Origin of the sequence: Bifidobacterium longum subsp. longum JCM 1217, assembly GCF_000196555.1 — a bacterium.
GTDB classification, from domain to species: domain Bacteria; phylum Actinomycetota; class Actinomycetes; order Actinomycetales; family Bifidobacteriaceae; genus Bifidobacterium; species Bifidobacterium longum.
In genome coordinates this window covers 587,389-601,759 of record NC_015067.1, presented here as the reverse complement: position 1 = coordinate 601,759, position 14,371 = coordinate 587,389, and the positions used below count along the sequence as shown (strand labels likewise).

Below are 14,371 nucleotides of genomic sequence, written 5' to 3'. Positions count from 1 at the left end.
TCCCGAATATGTGACGCTCAGCACATATCAGTGGCACATATTCGGGAAGAAGGGATTACGGGGTGCCACCGTATGGCGTTAATGCACCTTATAGCAGCGTCGCGGGGTCGAGTTTGGCGAGGTCGGCGGCGGGCAGTACTTCGGCGGCATGCTCGTAAAGGCGCGGGATGCGGTTGCGCAGGCAGGTGAAGATCTCGTAGCTGATGGTGTCGGCGGCGCGGGCCCAATCGTCGGCGGTAGGCTCAACGTAATCCTCGCCGCGGCCCGGGCCGAACAGTTCGACCGTGTCGCCCTCGTGAACGCCGAGTTCGGCGGCGGATCCGTGCAGGTCCACGATGAACTGGTCCATGCACACGCGGCCGCACACGCGGTAGAGCTTCGGACCTTCAGTGGTCATGATGCGCACCGGGCCGCCCGGCTTCTCCACGTGCTTGGCACCTTCCATATCGAAACCGGAAGCGGAGCGGTGGATGCCATCGGCGTAGCCCAGCGGCACAATAGCGGTCGAGGTGTTGTCCGGGGTCAGGTAGGTGCGGCCATAAGAGATGCCATGGCCGGCCTCCACATCCTTGACCGTGCCGAGCTGCGCCTGCAGGCGCATGGCCGGGGTCAGATGCCAGTCGCGCGGGGTGCCCATCGCGGGATCGGGCTCGTAGCCGTACAGGCCGATGCCGGGGCGGGTAAGTTCGAAGTGAATCTCCGGGCGGTCCAAAGTGGCCGCCGTGTTGGCCAGGTGACGGATCTCCGGCGGAATGCCGGCCTGTTCCATGCGGCGCGTGAAGTCCTTGAATGTTTCGATCTGGCGGTCGGTGGAGGACACGAATTCGGGCACATCGGGCGAATCGGCCACGGCGAGATGGCTCCACTGACCCACAATATGCAACACGCCCCCTTTGGCGAGCGGCACGAGTTTGGCGAGCGCGGCGTCGAATCCGGCCGGCGTGAAACCGTTGCGACCGAAGCCGGAATCGACCTTGACGTGTACGCGGGCGGGCTTGCCGAGCCTGCGTGCGGCGGCGGCCACCGCGTCGATGCCGGGCAGGGAGCCGACCGATACGTCGATGTCGGCGGCGATCAGCTCATCAAATGGCACTTCGGTGCCGTTGTAGACCCAAGTCAGAATGCGGCAACGGTCGGGGCCGATGCCGAGCTTGCGCAGCAGCAACGCTTCGTGCGACTGCGCGGTGCCGAGCCATGTGGCGCCGCCGGCGAGCGCGGCCAGGGCGGCGGGCAGCAGTCCGTGGCCGTAGGCGTCGGCCTTGACCACACCCATCACCGCCGTGCCGGAAGCGGGCCCGCCGACCACGGAGACCAGGTGGGCCATGTTGTCGCGCATGGTTTTGAGGTCCACGATGGCCTGTGCGGGGTATTGGCGGCGGGCGGCCGCATAGTTGGCCTTGCCCTGCTCGGACGAGAATGCGATTTCAGGTGCTGCGTTCATGCTCATAGACACCTATTGTTGCGCGAGAATGTGACGTGTAGTCGCAATCGTCTGTTTTCGCCCGGCAGTCGTACACTAATGACCGATATGCGGTTTCTCGGAAGCCGCCTTTGATTCCCGGCGTTGAGGCGTGCCGGGATCCCGGAAATCCGTCCGGTTCAGCCCCATAATCCTAGATTTCATGAGAGAAGAACATGGATCTGTTTCGTAAGAAAAGCGTGGATCAGCTTGTCGCCGAATCCACTCCCCTGAAGCGCACGATGCGCACCTTCGATCTGACGATGCTCGGCATCGGCGCGATCATCGGCACTGGTATCTTCGTGCTCACCGGTAAGGGCGCGCTGACCGCCGGCCCGGCCCTGTCCGTATCGTTCCTGCTGGCCGCCGTCTGCTGCGGTTTTGCCGGCCTGTGCTACGCCGAGTTCGCCGCCATGGCGCCGGTTTCCGGCTCGGCCTACTCCTATGCCTATCTGGCGTTCGGCGAGCTCATCGCCTTCGTCATCGGCTGGGACCTGATTCTGGAGTACGCCCTGCAGGCGGCCACCGTGTCCGCCGGCTGGTCGGGCTACTTCAACAAGCTGCTGGAAGGCTTCGGCCTGCATTTGCCGGTCGAACTGACCGCCGCCTACGGCACCAACCCGGACGTCACCACCTACTTCAACCTGCCCGGTTTCGTCATCGTGCTGATCATCACGTGGGTGCTCTCGATCGGCATCAACCAGACCAAGCGCACCAATGACGTGATGGTGCTCATCAAGCTCGCCATCATCGTGCTGTTCATCGTGTGCGCCGTGTGGTATGTCAAGCCGTCCAACTGGCAGCCGTTCTCCCCGTACGGCATCTACACTTTCCAGCCCGGCTCCACCCAGCCGTACGGCATCGTGCCGGCCGCTTCCATCGTGTTCTTCAGCTTCATCGGCTTCGATGCCGTGTCCTCTTCCGCTGAGGAGACCATCAACCCGAACAAGACGCTGCCGCGCGGCATTCTGCTGTCCCTGGCCGTTTCCACCGTGCTCTACGTCATCATGACCCTGATCATGACCGGCGTGGTGCCCTACAAGGAGTTCGCCAAGTACATCGACGCCCCGGTGGCCGGCGTGATTCTGGAGACCGGCATGAACTGGCTCGCGGTGATCGTGAACCTGGGCGCCCTCATCGGCATGACCACGGTGATGCTCGTGCAGCTGTACGGCCAATCCCGTATCTGCTACGCCATGAGCCGTGACGGCCTGTTCCCGAAGTTCTTCGGCCACGTGCACGAGAAGTACCGTACCCCGTTCAAGGGCACCTGGTTCTTCGGTCTGCTGACCGCGTTCGCCGGCGGCTTCATCAACATCAACGTGCTGTTCGAGCTGGTGAACATCGGTACGCTGTCCGCGTTCATCATCGTGTCGGCCGGTATTCTATGGATGCGCAAGACCCAGCCGAATGCGCCCCGCGGCTTCCGCGCGCCGGGCGTGCCGGTCACCCCGATTCTGGCCATCGTATTCTGCTTCGTGCTCATCGCCGGTCTCAACTGGGAGACCTGGGTGCGTTTCGCCGTCTGGTTCGGTCTGGGCCTGATCGTGTACTTCGGCTACAGCCGCAAGCGCTCCAAGCTCGGCCTTGAGCAGAAGGCCGGGGCTGACGCCAAGGTCGCTGCGACTGAGGACTGAGGACTGAGGTCTATCGGCTGACCGATAGCCGATGGCTGCTTTCGTGAAAACCGTACGCTGAGTTACTTTCAGCGTACGGTTTTTGCGATATGAGGCCATGTCGGAGACCACCCTGGACCGTATGGTCCGCAAGAGCGTCAAGGAGACCTTGAACGCGATGCCCGCTACCAGCGGTGCATGGTGCACTTCGAACGCAACGTCCTCGCCAGGGTCACCCCCGCAACCGCGAGGTCAGACGGCGCACGCGCATGGTCGGCAGCTTCCCCGACGAACGCAGCGCGTTGATGCTCGTCTGCGCACGCGTGCGCTATGTCACGTCGAACGAGTGGTCGACGCGCCGCTACCTCGACATGTCAAGACTCGGTGAGACTGTACGGGAAGCGAACCGATCATCGCCACAGGGACGGGCGAAGACCAAAGTGCGCAAGATATCGGGCACTACCCCAGCGCAAGCTCTCCCAGGGCATCACCGCCGGTGCCGTGAAATACCCCCCCCAGCAGCCCGGCTCACCCGGCAGATTCTAGTGGTGGTTGCAACACCTGAGGTTTGAGCGGCCTTCCATGGTCACGTTGTCGGTTGTTGAGGTTATCACGCGGCGTCGAGCAGTTCGATGATCTTCTCGCTTGGTTTCATGAACCCGAGGGTTTTGCGTGGCCGGTCGTTGAGTTCCTCGGCGACCGCGTCGAGGTAGTCCTCCGGGTAGACGGATAGGTCGGTGCCTTTGGGGAAGTACTGGCGCAGGAGCCCGTTGGTGTTCTCGTTGGTGCCGCGCTGCCACGGGGAGTGCGGGTCGCAGAAGTAGACGGCCATGTCCAGCGAGGCGCCGATCCGTTTGTGCAGGGCGAGTTCCGCTCCCTGGTCCCAGGTCAGGCTGTTGCGCAGGAGTTTGGGCAGGTGCTGCATCTTGTCGATGATGGCCTGCTGGACGTGTTCGGCGTCGTGCCCGTCGGGCAGGTGCAGCAGGATCGTGAACCTGGTGGTGCGCTCGACGAGCGTGCCGATGGCGCTTTTGTTGCGGCTGCCGGTGATGAGATCGCCCTCCCAGTGGCCCGGGACCGCCCGGTCCTCGATCTCCGGGGGTCGCTCCGAGATCATGGCCATGGGTTCGCGGAAACGGGGTTTGCGGCCTTGGCCGCCTTGGGGTCTGCGGGCGGTTCGCCCCTGCCTCATGGCGCGTTTCAGCTCCTGCTTGAGTTCGCCCCTGGCCTGCAGGTAGATGGCCTGGTAGATCGTCTCGACGCTCGCGTGCATATCCCCATTATCCGGGAAGTCCAGCCTCAGCCGGTTGGCTATCTGCTCCGGGCTCCAATGCCTGCGCAACCCGGCGGCGATCTCGTCCCACAGTCGCGTGCCCTCGGCCGCCTTGCGCGGTTTGGGGCGTTTGAGCCGGTCCGCGGCCTTCTGCTGGGCGCGGTAAGGCTCGTAACCGCCGGACTCGGGATTCCTGTTGCGCTCGACCTCGCGGCTGACCGTGCCGGGGTCGCGGCCCAGCAGGCGGGCGATGGCGCGGATCGAATCGCCCAGACGCAGACGGTCCGCGATCTGGATGCGCTCCTCCTGGCTCAGGTAGCGCGGATGGAGGGTCTTGGGTTTGTCCATGGTGGAACGATACCAGTCCACCAGGGGTTTCTCGTTCCTTCCCGTGGCGCGCGTCCTGCCGTTGCGCCACGCCTTGCCGGTGCGTTTCGAGACGCCGACCGCGTGCGCGGCCTGGGTGAAGTTCATGCCTTCCTCGTCCAGCAGGCGCACGTACTCGGCGCGTCTCGCCTCGCACATCAGCTTCCTCGTCGGATATTCGACGCCGTTGAACGTCCAACGGTGTTCCCCGCCACGGTCTTCGTTTCGGTGGCTTCTGGTCACCTGACCCTCCTTGCGGTAGGTCAGGTGTTGCAACGATCACTAGAACCCGCCCCCCAGACAAAACGCCGTGGCGGGACGGGCCTGCGACAGGAAAGGAAGTAAGCATCATGCTCGACGCATTCACCACAGCGAACCCCGCGCCGGGGCTCGGACAAGGCGCCTTGGATGCCGTGGCCATGAGGACCCCCGGCCGCACCCGCTGCATCAACGCCGAAAACCCGGACGGCGGCAAGGGCCGCGCGGCCATGGCGGCCAGCGCGTTGGGCCCCTCCCGCAAGGGAAGCCCCTGCATCAGCACGGTGAGGTCCGGGGAATCGGTGACATTGATGGACGTCGAGGACCCCGGCGTGATTCGTCACATCTGGATGACGGTAACCGACCGCACCTCCCCCACCGGCCCCGACGTGCTACGCAACCTGATCCTGGAATTCTACTGGGACGGCGAGGACTCCCCCTCGGTGCAATGCCCGATCGGCGACTTCTTCTGCTGCGGACACGCCCAGTCCTGCACCATCAACTCAATTCCCGTCATGGTCAACCCGAACCGGGGCTTCAACTGCTACTTCGCCATGCCGTTCGAACACGCGCGCATCGTGCTGCGCAACGACCACAACGAGGACGTGCCCGCGTTCTTCTACCAAATCGACTACACCGAATACGACCAGCTGCCGGCCGACACGATGCGCTTCCACGCGCAGTGGCGCCGCCAACGCGTCACCGAACTCGCCCACGACTACGTGGTGCTCGATGGCGTCGAAGGACACGGCACCTACGTCGGCACCTACCTGGCGCTCACCGCGCTCGAAAGCCGCTGGTGGGGCGAAGGCGAATTCAAGTTCTACATCGACGGCGACGGCAAATACCCCACCTGGTGCAGCACCGGCGCCGAGGACTACTTCGGCGGTGCCTGGAGCTTCGCCGAATTCGACGAACACGGCCGCATGCACGAGCGCACCTTCACCGGCCCATACCTCGGCTTCCCGTTCTACTCGCAGAACCTCGCCGGACGCGAAAGCGCCTACTGGGACACTGCCACCCCCGTGACCCGCGGCCTATACCGTTGGCACATCCCCGACCCGATCTACTTCGAGCGAGACCTGCGCGTCGAATGGCAGCAGATCGGCACCGAGGAAGCCGGCAACTTCGAACGACAGGACGACGTGGCCACGGTCGCCTACTGGTACCAAAGCGAACCACACAAGCCATTCGCCCCAATCGGCGACCGCGCGTTCCGCCGGCCACGGTGACTTCCTCGATGCCTGTCGGCCGATGGGGCTCCATCGGCCGACAGGCATCGCCATGTCTTCTCCATTCACCTGCGCGGTGAATGGATTGGCAACGGTGTGTTACCCGGGATTCGACTGGACGCCGCCGCACGACGACAGCATGACAGCCGCAAGCACCGTCACGACGCCCCCGACCCAACGTGTTCTTCTCACACACTGATTCTACCGTCAGAAACCGATGACGGTGCAGAAACGAGCACATCAGCCGGCAGCCACACTCACCACTCGTGGCGCTGATAGGCGATTCTGGTGGTGTCGACCGGCCGGTCGAGCAGCTGGATCAGGCCGCAACGGGCGAAGCCGGAGCTTTCGAGCACGTGCTGCATGGCCTTGTTATTGGGGTGGGTGTCGGCGCGCACGTTGCCGTAGTGCTTCAGGGCCCACCTGATACAGTCGCGGGCCGCGTGGCGCACCAGACCGGATGCGGCGATGCGGTGGATGGTCACATAGGCGTCGTTGTCCAGCCAGGCGCCGTCGATTTTGGCGTAGGTCGGATCCTCGCCCGGGCACAGGGCGAACTGGGCCAGAATGCGTTCGTGGCCATTGCAGGTGTCGACCAGCAGCATCGTACGCTGGTTGGCGATGTCGTCCTCAATCATCGATTCACGCGGAAATTCGTTGCCCCACTGGGTGGGGTTGCCGTTGGCGGCCATCAACGCGCGTGCGCGTGCGTAGATTTTCTGCATCTGCGGCAGATCGCGCATGGTGGCGTGGCGGAAACGGCGGCCTGTCGCCTTGTTTGCAGCGTTCGACTGAGTCACTTCCACCTCTCCAACATGCCAAGCTACCGATGTGCAGCGGCCAACGATTAACTGACGGCAAACCTACCATGCCATAGGCACAAACATAGGCACAAAGAAACCCCGTCCGCGTGGTATGCGGGGGCGGGGTTCTTCCATGCCGATTGGCTTGCGATCAGACGACCTTGCGCTCGAACGGGTCGGAGCTGATGCCTTCCTCAAGGATCTGCTTGGCCCATTCCTTGGCGGTGAACAGGCTGTGGTCGCGATAGTTGCCGCAGCTCTTCTCGGTGGTGGCGGGCACGTCATCCCACGTGGCCTTGTACGCGATGAACTCCAACGATTCCTTCAGGGCCTTGGCCACTTCCTCGGTGGGGTGGGTGCCCCAGGTCAGCAGGTGGAAGCCGGTGCGGCAGCCGAACGGCGAGCAGTCGATGTAGCCCGGGATACGTTCGCGCAGCAGCACGGCGATGGTGTGTTCGATGGTGTGCAGGCCGCCGGTGGGGATGGCCTGCTTGTTCGGCTGGGTCAGGCGCAGATCATAGTTGGAGATCACGTCGCCGTGAGGGCCCGTTTCGGTGTCGATGTAACGCACGTACGGCGCCTTGACCTTGGTGTGATCAAGCTGGAATGATTCGACGACGGGCTTTTCGGCCGTTTCTTCTGCCATGCTGTTGCCTTTCTACTTGCCGAGTGTTCGGTCATGAAGCATCGAACAGTCATCGTAGTCGAGCCAGCCCAAGAACGCCCGCAAATACTCCGCAGTTCGCTATAGGAGATTGTTATGACGCACTCCCGGCATTGAACGAGGCGACGGCTTGCATGAAGCGCTGGCCGTAGAGGTCGAGCTTGTGTTGACCGACGCCGTTGACCGCCAGAAATTGCGCGTTGGTAACCGGCTTGATGCGGGCCATGTCGCGCAAGGTCTTGTCGGAGAACACGATGTACGGCGGCTTGCCGATTTCCTGGGCGATGGTGCGTCGCAGTTCGCGTAGCTTCTGGAACAGCGATTCCTCGTCATCGTCCGGGATATACGAGCCCAGCGCATCGCCGGGAACATTGGCGGAATCGGCAGTATCAGCCACTCCCCCGCTCCGACCGGAACCGGCCGCCTCCGACTTGCGTTCCACCCGTTTGATCTCATAGTGGAAGTCGGGAGCGGCGGTTTCGGCCGCCCGCGCACCGAACATGACGATTGGCATACGCCCTTCGGCAATTGACAGGTACCCGTCCGTGGCCATCTGGCTCAACACGTCGCGCACGCGAGCCTCGTTCACGTCCTTGAGCATGCCGAAGGTGGGCATCCGCTCCGGGTTCAGCCATGCCAGATCCTGTGCCCGCGAACCGCGCAGGATCTTGACGATCTTGCCGGAACCGACGCGCTGCCCCACGTCATGCACGCAACGGCTGATCGCCTGCGCCACGCGGGTCACGTCGATGGTCTCGAACGTGCTTTCGCAGTTCGAGCAGGCACCGCATCTGCCGGACTGCGAAGAGTCCGCCGCAATGTCTTCACCCGCCGTGGAACCAGCATTCGGCGACAATTCCTGACCGAAATACCGGGTCATATACCGGTGCAGGCAGTCGGTGGTGCGGCAGTAGCCGACCATACCGTCCAGCAGCCGGCGCTTGGACTGGCGAACGATCTCCTGCTCTTCGGGAGTCAATCGTTCGTTCTCATAATCGTTATCCAGCAACCGACGCCGGGTGACGATGTCTGACTCATTCCACAGCAGCGTGCATCGGCTGGGCTCGCCGTCACGGCCCGCGCGGCCGGCCTCCTGATAGTAGGCCTCAATGGATTCGGGCAGATTGTGGTGGATGACGTAACGCACGTTGGACTTATCGATGCCCATGCCGAAAGCGTTGGTGGCCACGACCACCGGCACCTTGTCGGTGATGAAGTCGCGCTGGGCCACCTCACGCGCGTCCGGCGACATGCCGCCATGGTAGGCGACAGCCGGATGCCCCATCTGGTTCAGCGTGTCGGCGAGCGCTTCGGTGGTCTTGCGGGTGGCGCAGTAGACGATGCCGGATTCGTCCGGATGGTCGGCCACATACCGCGCCACCCATGCGGCCTTGTATTTGGTTTCCAGTTTGACCACATCAAAATACAGGTTCGGCCGGTCGAATCCGGTAACGGTGACGGCCGGATTCCGCAATCCCAGCAGTCCCACGATGTCCCGGCGCACCCGTTCGGTGGCGGTGGCGGTGAACGCACCCACCGGTGGACGCTGCGGCAGCCCGGCGATGAAATCGCCGATACCTAAGTACGACGAGCGGAAGTCCTGACCCCACTGGGAGACGCAGTGGGCTTCGTCCACGGCGATCAGCGAGATCGGCGTACGGGCGGCAAAGTCGCGGAATCGCCCGGTTTCCAAGCGTTCCGGGGCCACGTACAGCAGTTTGATCTGCCCGGCGGCGGCTTGGGCGAACACCATCGCCTGCTCGTCGGGAGTTTGAGTGGTATTGATGAACGCGGCCGGCAGACCGAGGTCGTTCAGCGCATCGACCTGGTCGCGCATCAGGGAAATCAAGGGAGATATGACCAAAGTCATACCCGGGCTGAGCGCGGCGGGAATCTGGTAGCACACGGACTTGCCTGCGCCGGTGGGCATCACGCCCAAGACATCGCGTCCGGCAAGCAAAGCCTCGACAATTCCTTGCTGTCCGGGCCTAAACGAGTCATAGCCGAAGTATCGTGTGAGCGCCTCCAGCGCCGCCTGATGTGCTGTCATAAACGACCAGTGTAGGCCGACCGCGGCTGGATTTCAGCGTATAACGGAATACCTCGCAACGATGTACGTAGCCCTTCCGTATTATTATGCGTCAAGGAACGTTATTCCCGGCATATCGCACGATATGCCGCTTTGAGAGAACTAAGACGGGGCATTTTGATGGCCAACGATACATTTTCCTTCTCCTCTCCTGACGATCAGGAGACGGCGGTGCTGCAGCCTGTGGCCACCGATGGGCTGTTCGCAGCCGCGGATTCAGGTACCGCCACACCACAGCAAAGTGACAATGGCACCAATAACCATGCCGATAATACAGCCTATGTGGGTGAACATGTTATGGCATCTACCACCGCTAAATCACATGGCAAGGCCGCACGGATTGCCATCATAACCATATTTGCAGTGTTGCTTGCCGCATTAATAGCCTATTTCTTCGTCGGACGTTGGTACTTCCAAGACAAGGCTGCGCCCGGTGTTCATTTGGGCAATGTCTCTGTCATGGGCCAGACCCGCGAAGAACTTGCGAATACTGTGAAGCAGCAGCTGAATAACACCACAGTGACGTTCACCGCCGAAGGCAACAGCGTCAAAGCCTCGCTGAAGGACCTTGGCGTCACCGTCGACACGGATAAAACCGTAGATGCGCTGTTGAACGCGAAGACCGGCGACGTGGCCAAGCTCAATATTTTCGATCAGCCGCATATCGCTCTGACCGCCACCACGGACAAAGAGACTGCCGAACAATTCGTCACCGCCGGCCTGGTCGATGAGGCCGACCGAGCGCAGATTGCCACCGTTGTCTACAACAAGAGCACCAAACAGTTCGACTACACCGCGGGTCAGGACGGCAAGGGCCCGGATACCAATGTTGTCAATGCTGCAGTCAAGGAGGCCGTCGCGACCCCGGGCGAAAATGCGACGGTGCCGGTCAAGCTACAGACCGCAAAGAATCCGATTGATGACGCGAGCGCACAGCAAACACAGTTTGACGCCAATGCCAGGCTTGGCCTCAAACTGACCGTAGACAACGGCGTGAACAAGAGCGTCACCATCCCGGCCGATACCATTGCCTCATTCCTCAAGCCCACGGTGAATAAGGCGGAAGGCACCATGAGTCTGGTAGTCGACCGCGATGCCATCACCAAGTACGTCACCAGTGACAGCGTAACCAAAGAACTGACTGTTCCCAAGGTGACACGCGAGGTCTACATCACGCCGAAAGACGAAGGCGGCGTGGAAATTGGTGCCGATAAGACACTCGGCGTGGATGGTATTGAAGTGACTGGCGCCGGGGACGCCCCCGAACGTCTGGCTACCGCCATCGAGCAGAACCAGTCCACTGATTCCACTGTGGCTGTGAAAGACAGCCCGTATGATGTCAAGCAGGTCGAGGTGCCTCATAACTTCGATACGGCAAATGGCGATAAGTGGGTTCATGTTGATCTGACGAACCAGACTGCCACTGCATATCAGGGCACCACGGTGGTCAAGAAGTTCAACATCGCTTCTGGCAAGCCCACCGCCGATGGTTCCATGCTGTCCGATACCGGCACGTTCTACGTGTATCTCAAGTACGAATCGCAGACCATGGTTGGCGAAGGCTACAACCAGCCAGGCACGCCGTGGGTTTCCTACTATAACGGCGGCGAGGCTCTGCACGGTGTTCCTGCATACATGTGGGGCGAGCACCCCATCTATGTGCAGCAGGGTATCCCAGGCTCGCACGGCTGCATCAACATGCAGGTGGCCGATGCCAAGTGGATGTACGACTTTGCCACCATCGGCACTCGTGTGGTCGTTGATGGCACCACACCGACTTCCGGTCAGACGTTGCGCCCGGCTGGTGCGGATGCCACTGGATGGCAGGGCGGCAACGCCAGCTGATTCAATATGTTTAATCGATAACGGAAAATCCCCGACCCTTGTGGGCCGGGGATTTTTTGTAGGTACCAATCGATAGCGAGTCCGCCGATAAGCGTGGTGGCACCGTCAATACGGTGCCACCAGTACCGTCAGTACGGTCAGATACGATCCAACGCCTGCTTGAGATCGGCGATAAGGTCGTCGGCGTTCTCGATACCGACCGAAATGCGCACCAGGTTGGCGGGCACCTGCAGGGTGGTGCCGGCCACGGAGGCGTGGGTCATGGCGGCGGGCACCTCGATGAGGCTTTCCACACCGCCGAGCGATTCGGCCAGTGTGAAGATCTGCGTGTGGTCCACGAAGTGCTTGGCCGCCTCGGCGCCGGCCGCGAGCTGCACGGAGACGATGCCGCCGAAGCCGCCGTGCATCTGGCGGGCGGCGATTTCATGACCCGGGTGGGACTCGAGGCCCGGGTACCAGACGCGCTCAATCACATCAGAGGGCTGGGATTCGAGCCATTCGGCCACCTTCAGGGCGTTGGCACTGTGGCGCTTGACGCGCAGATCCAGGGTCTTCAGGCCGCGGATGTCCAGCCAGGAGTCGAACGGGGAGGGCACTGCGCCGGCGGCGTTCTGCAGGAAGGCGACCTTCTCGCGGGTCTCCTCATCGTTGACCACCACGGCACCGCCGACCACGTCGGAGTGGCCGCCGATGTACTTGGTGGTGGAGTAGACCACCACATCGGCGCCATCGGCCAGCGGGTGCTGAAGGGCGGGCGAGGCGAAGGTGTTGTCGACAGCGACCTTGGTGCCGTACTTGTGGGCGACTTCGGTGGTGGCCGCGATGTCGGTGATGTTGAGCAGCGGGTTGGACGGGGTCTCGACCCACACATACTGGTAGTGCTTGGAGGCCAATGCGGTTTCCACGGCTTTCAGATCGGTGATGTTCACCACGTCGAGGCCCACACCCCACGGCACGAACACCTTGGAGAGCAGGCGGTAGGTGCCGCCGTACACATCGTTGCCGAGCAGGATGTTGTCGCCGGGCTTGATGGTGGAGCGCAGCAGCACGTCGATGGCGGCCAAGCCCGAGGAGAAGCTCAGCGCGTACTTGCCGCCTTCCACGGCGGCGAGCTGCTCGTCGAAGCTGGTGCGAGTGGGGTTGATGGAGCGGGAGTAGTCGTGGCCTCCCCTGAGGCCCAACACGCCATCCTGCTTGAAAGTGGAGGTGGCGAAGATCGGCGTGACGACCGCACCGGTGGTCGGGTCGGGCTCCTGGCCGGCGTGGATGGCGCGAGTGGCGATGTCGGTGTTGGCGAACTTGGCGTTGTATTCAGCGGACATGATATTGGGTTCCTTTCGGGATCGTTCCGTATTCGAAGGTAGAACAGGTGCGGTTGGTTAGTGCGGATGTTGGTATTGATTCTTTTGATAGCTAGTTATGGAGTCCGTCCCCAGCTCCCTCATCAGAGGGAGCTCCGTTAAGGTACTGCTCGGCGAGGGAGGGCTTGCTGGTGCGCTCCACGATGTCGCCGTAGCCGTTGGCACGCATCCAGTCGTCGTTGAAGATCTTCTCCAAGTAGCTGCGGCCGGAATCAGGGGCGAGCACCACCACGATCTGGTTCTCGTCCAAATCATTGGCAAGCGCGTACTTGATGGCGCTGACCACGGCCATGCCGGACGAGCCGCCGACCAGCAGCGCCTCCTCGCCGGCCAGACGGCGGGTCATTTCAAAGGCTTCGGCGTCGGACACGCGCACGATGTCGTCGGTGATGTTCCGGTCGAAGGCCTTGGGATAGAAGTCCTCCCCTACGCCCTCGATATCGTACTGGTGGACTTCGTCGCGTGAGGAAGCGGAGTAGATGGAGCCTTCCGGGTCGGAGCCGATGACCTTGACCGCGCCGTTGGAGGCTTCCTTGAGGTACTTGCCGGTGCCGGAGATGGTGCCGCCGGTGCCGATGCCGGCCACGAAGTGCGTGACCTTGTGGTCCGTGGCCTCCCAGATCTCAGGTCCGGTGGTGTAGTAGTGGCTCAGCGGGCCGTTCGGATTGTCGTACTGGTTCGGGCGGAAGCCGCCGGGAATCGTATTGGCCAGTCGTTCGGCGACCTGATAGTAGGAGCGCGGGTCGTCCGGGCCGGCGTCGGTTGGCGTGACGATGACTTCGGCACCGTAGGCGCGCAGCACCGCGCGCTTGGATTCGGAGACCTTGTCCGGCAGGGTGAAAATCGTGCGGTAGCCGCGCTGCTGGGCGACCAGGGCCAGGCCGACGCCGGTGTTGCCGGAGGTGGGTTCGACGATCACGCCGCCGGGCTTCAGTTGGCCGGACTGTTCGGCGGCGTCGATGATGCGTTCGGCAATGCGGTCCTTGGAAGATCCACCGGGGTTGAAGTATTCGACTTTGACGGCGATGGTGGCTTTGACGCCGGCCGCCTGCGGAATGTGGTTGAGCTTGACGAGCGGGGTGTTGCCGATGAGTTCTGCGAGGCTGTTGTGGATGGTCATGTGAAGTCCTTCGTTGCTGGGGTTGTGGGGTTTTGCTGCGTTGCGTTCGTGAACCGACGTTCCCAGACGAATGGACTGTGGCTTTAGTTTGAAATCGAGTATCCCCGCTCACTGTACGGTGAAGCCGGAAAGTGAATCGGTTTTTCATGTTAACCACGACTCGCGCGTTACACGGTTACACTCGTGCCATCGATTTCATGAAAATTCATGCGACAGATTTGCCGCGATTCGAATGCTCTATCTCAAGTTATGCGTCACTGACCGCTCGCCCAGGGGCGTCGGTTA

10 protein-coding genes and 1 pseudogene are annotated in these 14,371 nt (G+C 62.2%); 4 read left to right on the top strand and 7 right to left on the bottom strand.

The window, feature by feature from the left end; translation table 11 throughout:
• Positions 1-88: 88 nt before the first annotated feature.
• A complete protein-coding gene (gene alr, locus BLLJ_RS02375) occupies positions 89-1,447 on the bottom strand; it encodes an alanine racemase (protein ID WP_013582432.1) in 1,359 nt (452 codons plus the stop codon).
• Positions 1,448-1,635: 188 nt separating this feature from the next.
• Between alr and BLLJ_RS02370 the strand changes: the two genes are divergently transcribed.
• On the top strand, positions 1,636-3,096 hold the full coding sequence (locus BLLJ_RS02370; protein WP_007051261.1) for an APC family permease: 1,461 nt from the start codon (positions 1,636-1,638) through the stop codon (positions 3,094-3,096).
• 221 nt (positions 3,097-3,317) lie between these two features.
• Positions 3,318-3,482: pseudogene (locus tag BLLJ_RS10880) on the top strand (transposase); the annotation flags it as partial.
• A gap of 203 nt (positions 3,483-3,685) precedes the next feature.
• Here BLLJ_RS10880 and BLLJ_RS02365 read toward each other — a convergent pair.
• Positions 3,686-4,957, bottom strand: a complete 1,272-nt coding sequence (locus tag BLLJ_RS02365; protein ID WP_008783747.1) for an IS30-like element ISBlo4 family transposase — start codon at positions 4,955-4,957, stop codon at positions 3,686-3,688.
• A 107-nt stretch (positions 4,958-5,064) separates the two neighbouring features.
• Here BLLJ_RS02365 and BLLJ_RS02360 point away from each other — a divergent pair, with 107 nt between their 5' ends.
• Positions 5,065-6,204 carry a glycoside hydrolase family 172 protein gene (locus BLLJ_RS02360; RefSeq protein ID WP_013582431.1) on the top strand — a complete coding sequence of 380 codons (1,140 nt, stop codon included), beginning with the start codon at positions 5,065-5,067 and terminating at the stop codon, positions 6,202-6,204.
• Between the two features lie 257 nt (positions 6,205-6,461).
• Here BLLJ_RS02360 and BLLJ_RS02355 read toward each other — a convergent pair whose 3' ends face one another.
• The 3 genes from BLLJ_RS02355 to recQ all read right to left on the bottom strand — a co-directional run bounded on the left by BLLJ_RS02355 (position 6,462) and on the right by recQ (position 9,721).
• The gene (locus BLLJ_RS02355; RefSeq protein ID WP_007051262.1) at positions 6,462-7,004 is read right to left on the bottom strand and encodes a GNAT family N-acetyltransferase; all 543 of its coding nucleotides are present in this window, start codon (positions 7,002-7,004) and stop codon (positions 6,462-6,464) included.
• A gap of 154 nt (positions 7,005-7,158) precedes the next feature.
• Positions 7,159-7,653, bottom strand: a complete 495-nt coding sequence (locus BLLJ_RS02350; RefSeq protein WP_007051263.1) for an S-ribosylhomocysteine lyase — start codon at positions 7,651-7,653, stop codon at positions 7,159-7,161.
• A gap of 112 nt (positions 7,654-7,765) precedes the next feature.
• Positions 7,766-9,721 carry a DNA helicase RecQ gene (recQ, locus tag BLLJ_RS02345; RefSeq protein ID WP_032740612.1) on the bottom strand — a complete coding sequence of 652 codons (1,956 nt, stop codon included), beginning with the start codon at positions 9,719-9,721 and terminating at the stop codon, positions 7,766-7,768.
• Positions 9,722-9,880: 159 nt separating this feature from the next.
• Between recQ and BLLJ_RS02340 the strand changes: the two genes are divergently transcribed.
• A complete protein-coding gene (locus tag BLLJ_RS02340) occupies positions 9,881-11,605 on the top strand; it encodes a L,D-transpeptidase (RefSeq protein WP_013582429.1) in 1,725 nt (574 codons plus the stop codon).
• A gap of 137 nt (positions 11,606-11,742) precedes the next feature.
• Here BLLJ_RS02340 and BLLJ_RS02335 read toward each other — a convergent pair whose 3' ends face one another.
• Complete coding sequence (locus BLLJ_RS02335) at positions 11,743-12,927, bottom strand: cystathionine gamma-synthase (RefSeq protein WP_007053689.1); 1,185 nt, start codon at positions 12,925-12,927, stop codon at positions 11,743-11,745.
• Between the two features lie 91 nt (positions 12,928-13,018).
• On the bottom strand, positions 13,019-14,086 hold the full coding sequence (locus tag BLLJ_RS02330; RefSeq protein ID WP_013582428.1) for a pyridoxal-phosphate dependent enzyme: 1,068 nt from the start codon (positions 14,084-14,086) through the stop codon (positions 13,019-13,021).
• Positions 14,087-14,371 lie beyond the last annotated feature (285 nt).

Excerpts from the sequence above, each read along its gene's own strand:
- alr (WP_013582432.1), bottom strand. The coding sequence starts at position 1,447 with ATGAGCATGAACGCAGCACCTGAAATCGCATTCTCGTCCGAGCAGGGC.
- BLLJ_RS02370 (WP_007051261.1), top strand. The coding sequence starts at position 1,636 with ATGGATCTGTTTCGTAAGAAAAGCGTGGATCAGCTTGTCGCCGAATCC.
- BLLJ_RS02360 (WP_013582431.1), top strand. The coding sequence starts at position 5,065 with ATGCTCGACGCATTCACCACAGCGAACCCCGCGCCGGGGCTCGGACAA.
- BLLJ_RS02350 (WP_007051263.1), bottom strand. The coding sequence starts at position 7,653 with ATGGCAGAAGAAACGGCCGAAAAGCCCGTCGTCGAATCATTCCAGCTT.
- recQ (WP_032740612.1), bottom strand. The coding sequence starts at position 9,721 with ATGACAGCACATCAGGCGGCGCTGGAGGCGCTCACACGATACTTCGGC.
- BLLJ_RS02340 (WP_013582429.1), top strand. The coding sequence starts at position 9,881 with ATGGCCAACGATACATTTTCCTTCTCCTCTCCTGACGATCAGGAGACG.
- BLLJ_RS02335 (WP_007053689.1), bottom strand. The coding sequence starts at position 12,927 with ATGTCCGCTGAATACAACGCCAAGTTCGCCAACACCGACATCGCCACT.
- BLLJ_RS02330 (WP_013582428.1), bottom strand. The coding sequence starts at position 14,086 with ATGACCATCCACAACAGCCTCGCAGAACTCATCGGCAACACCCCGCTC.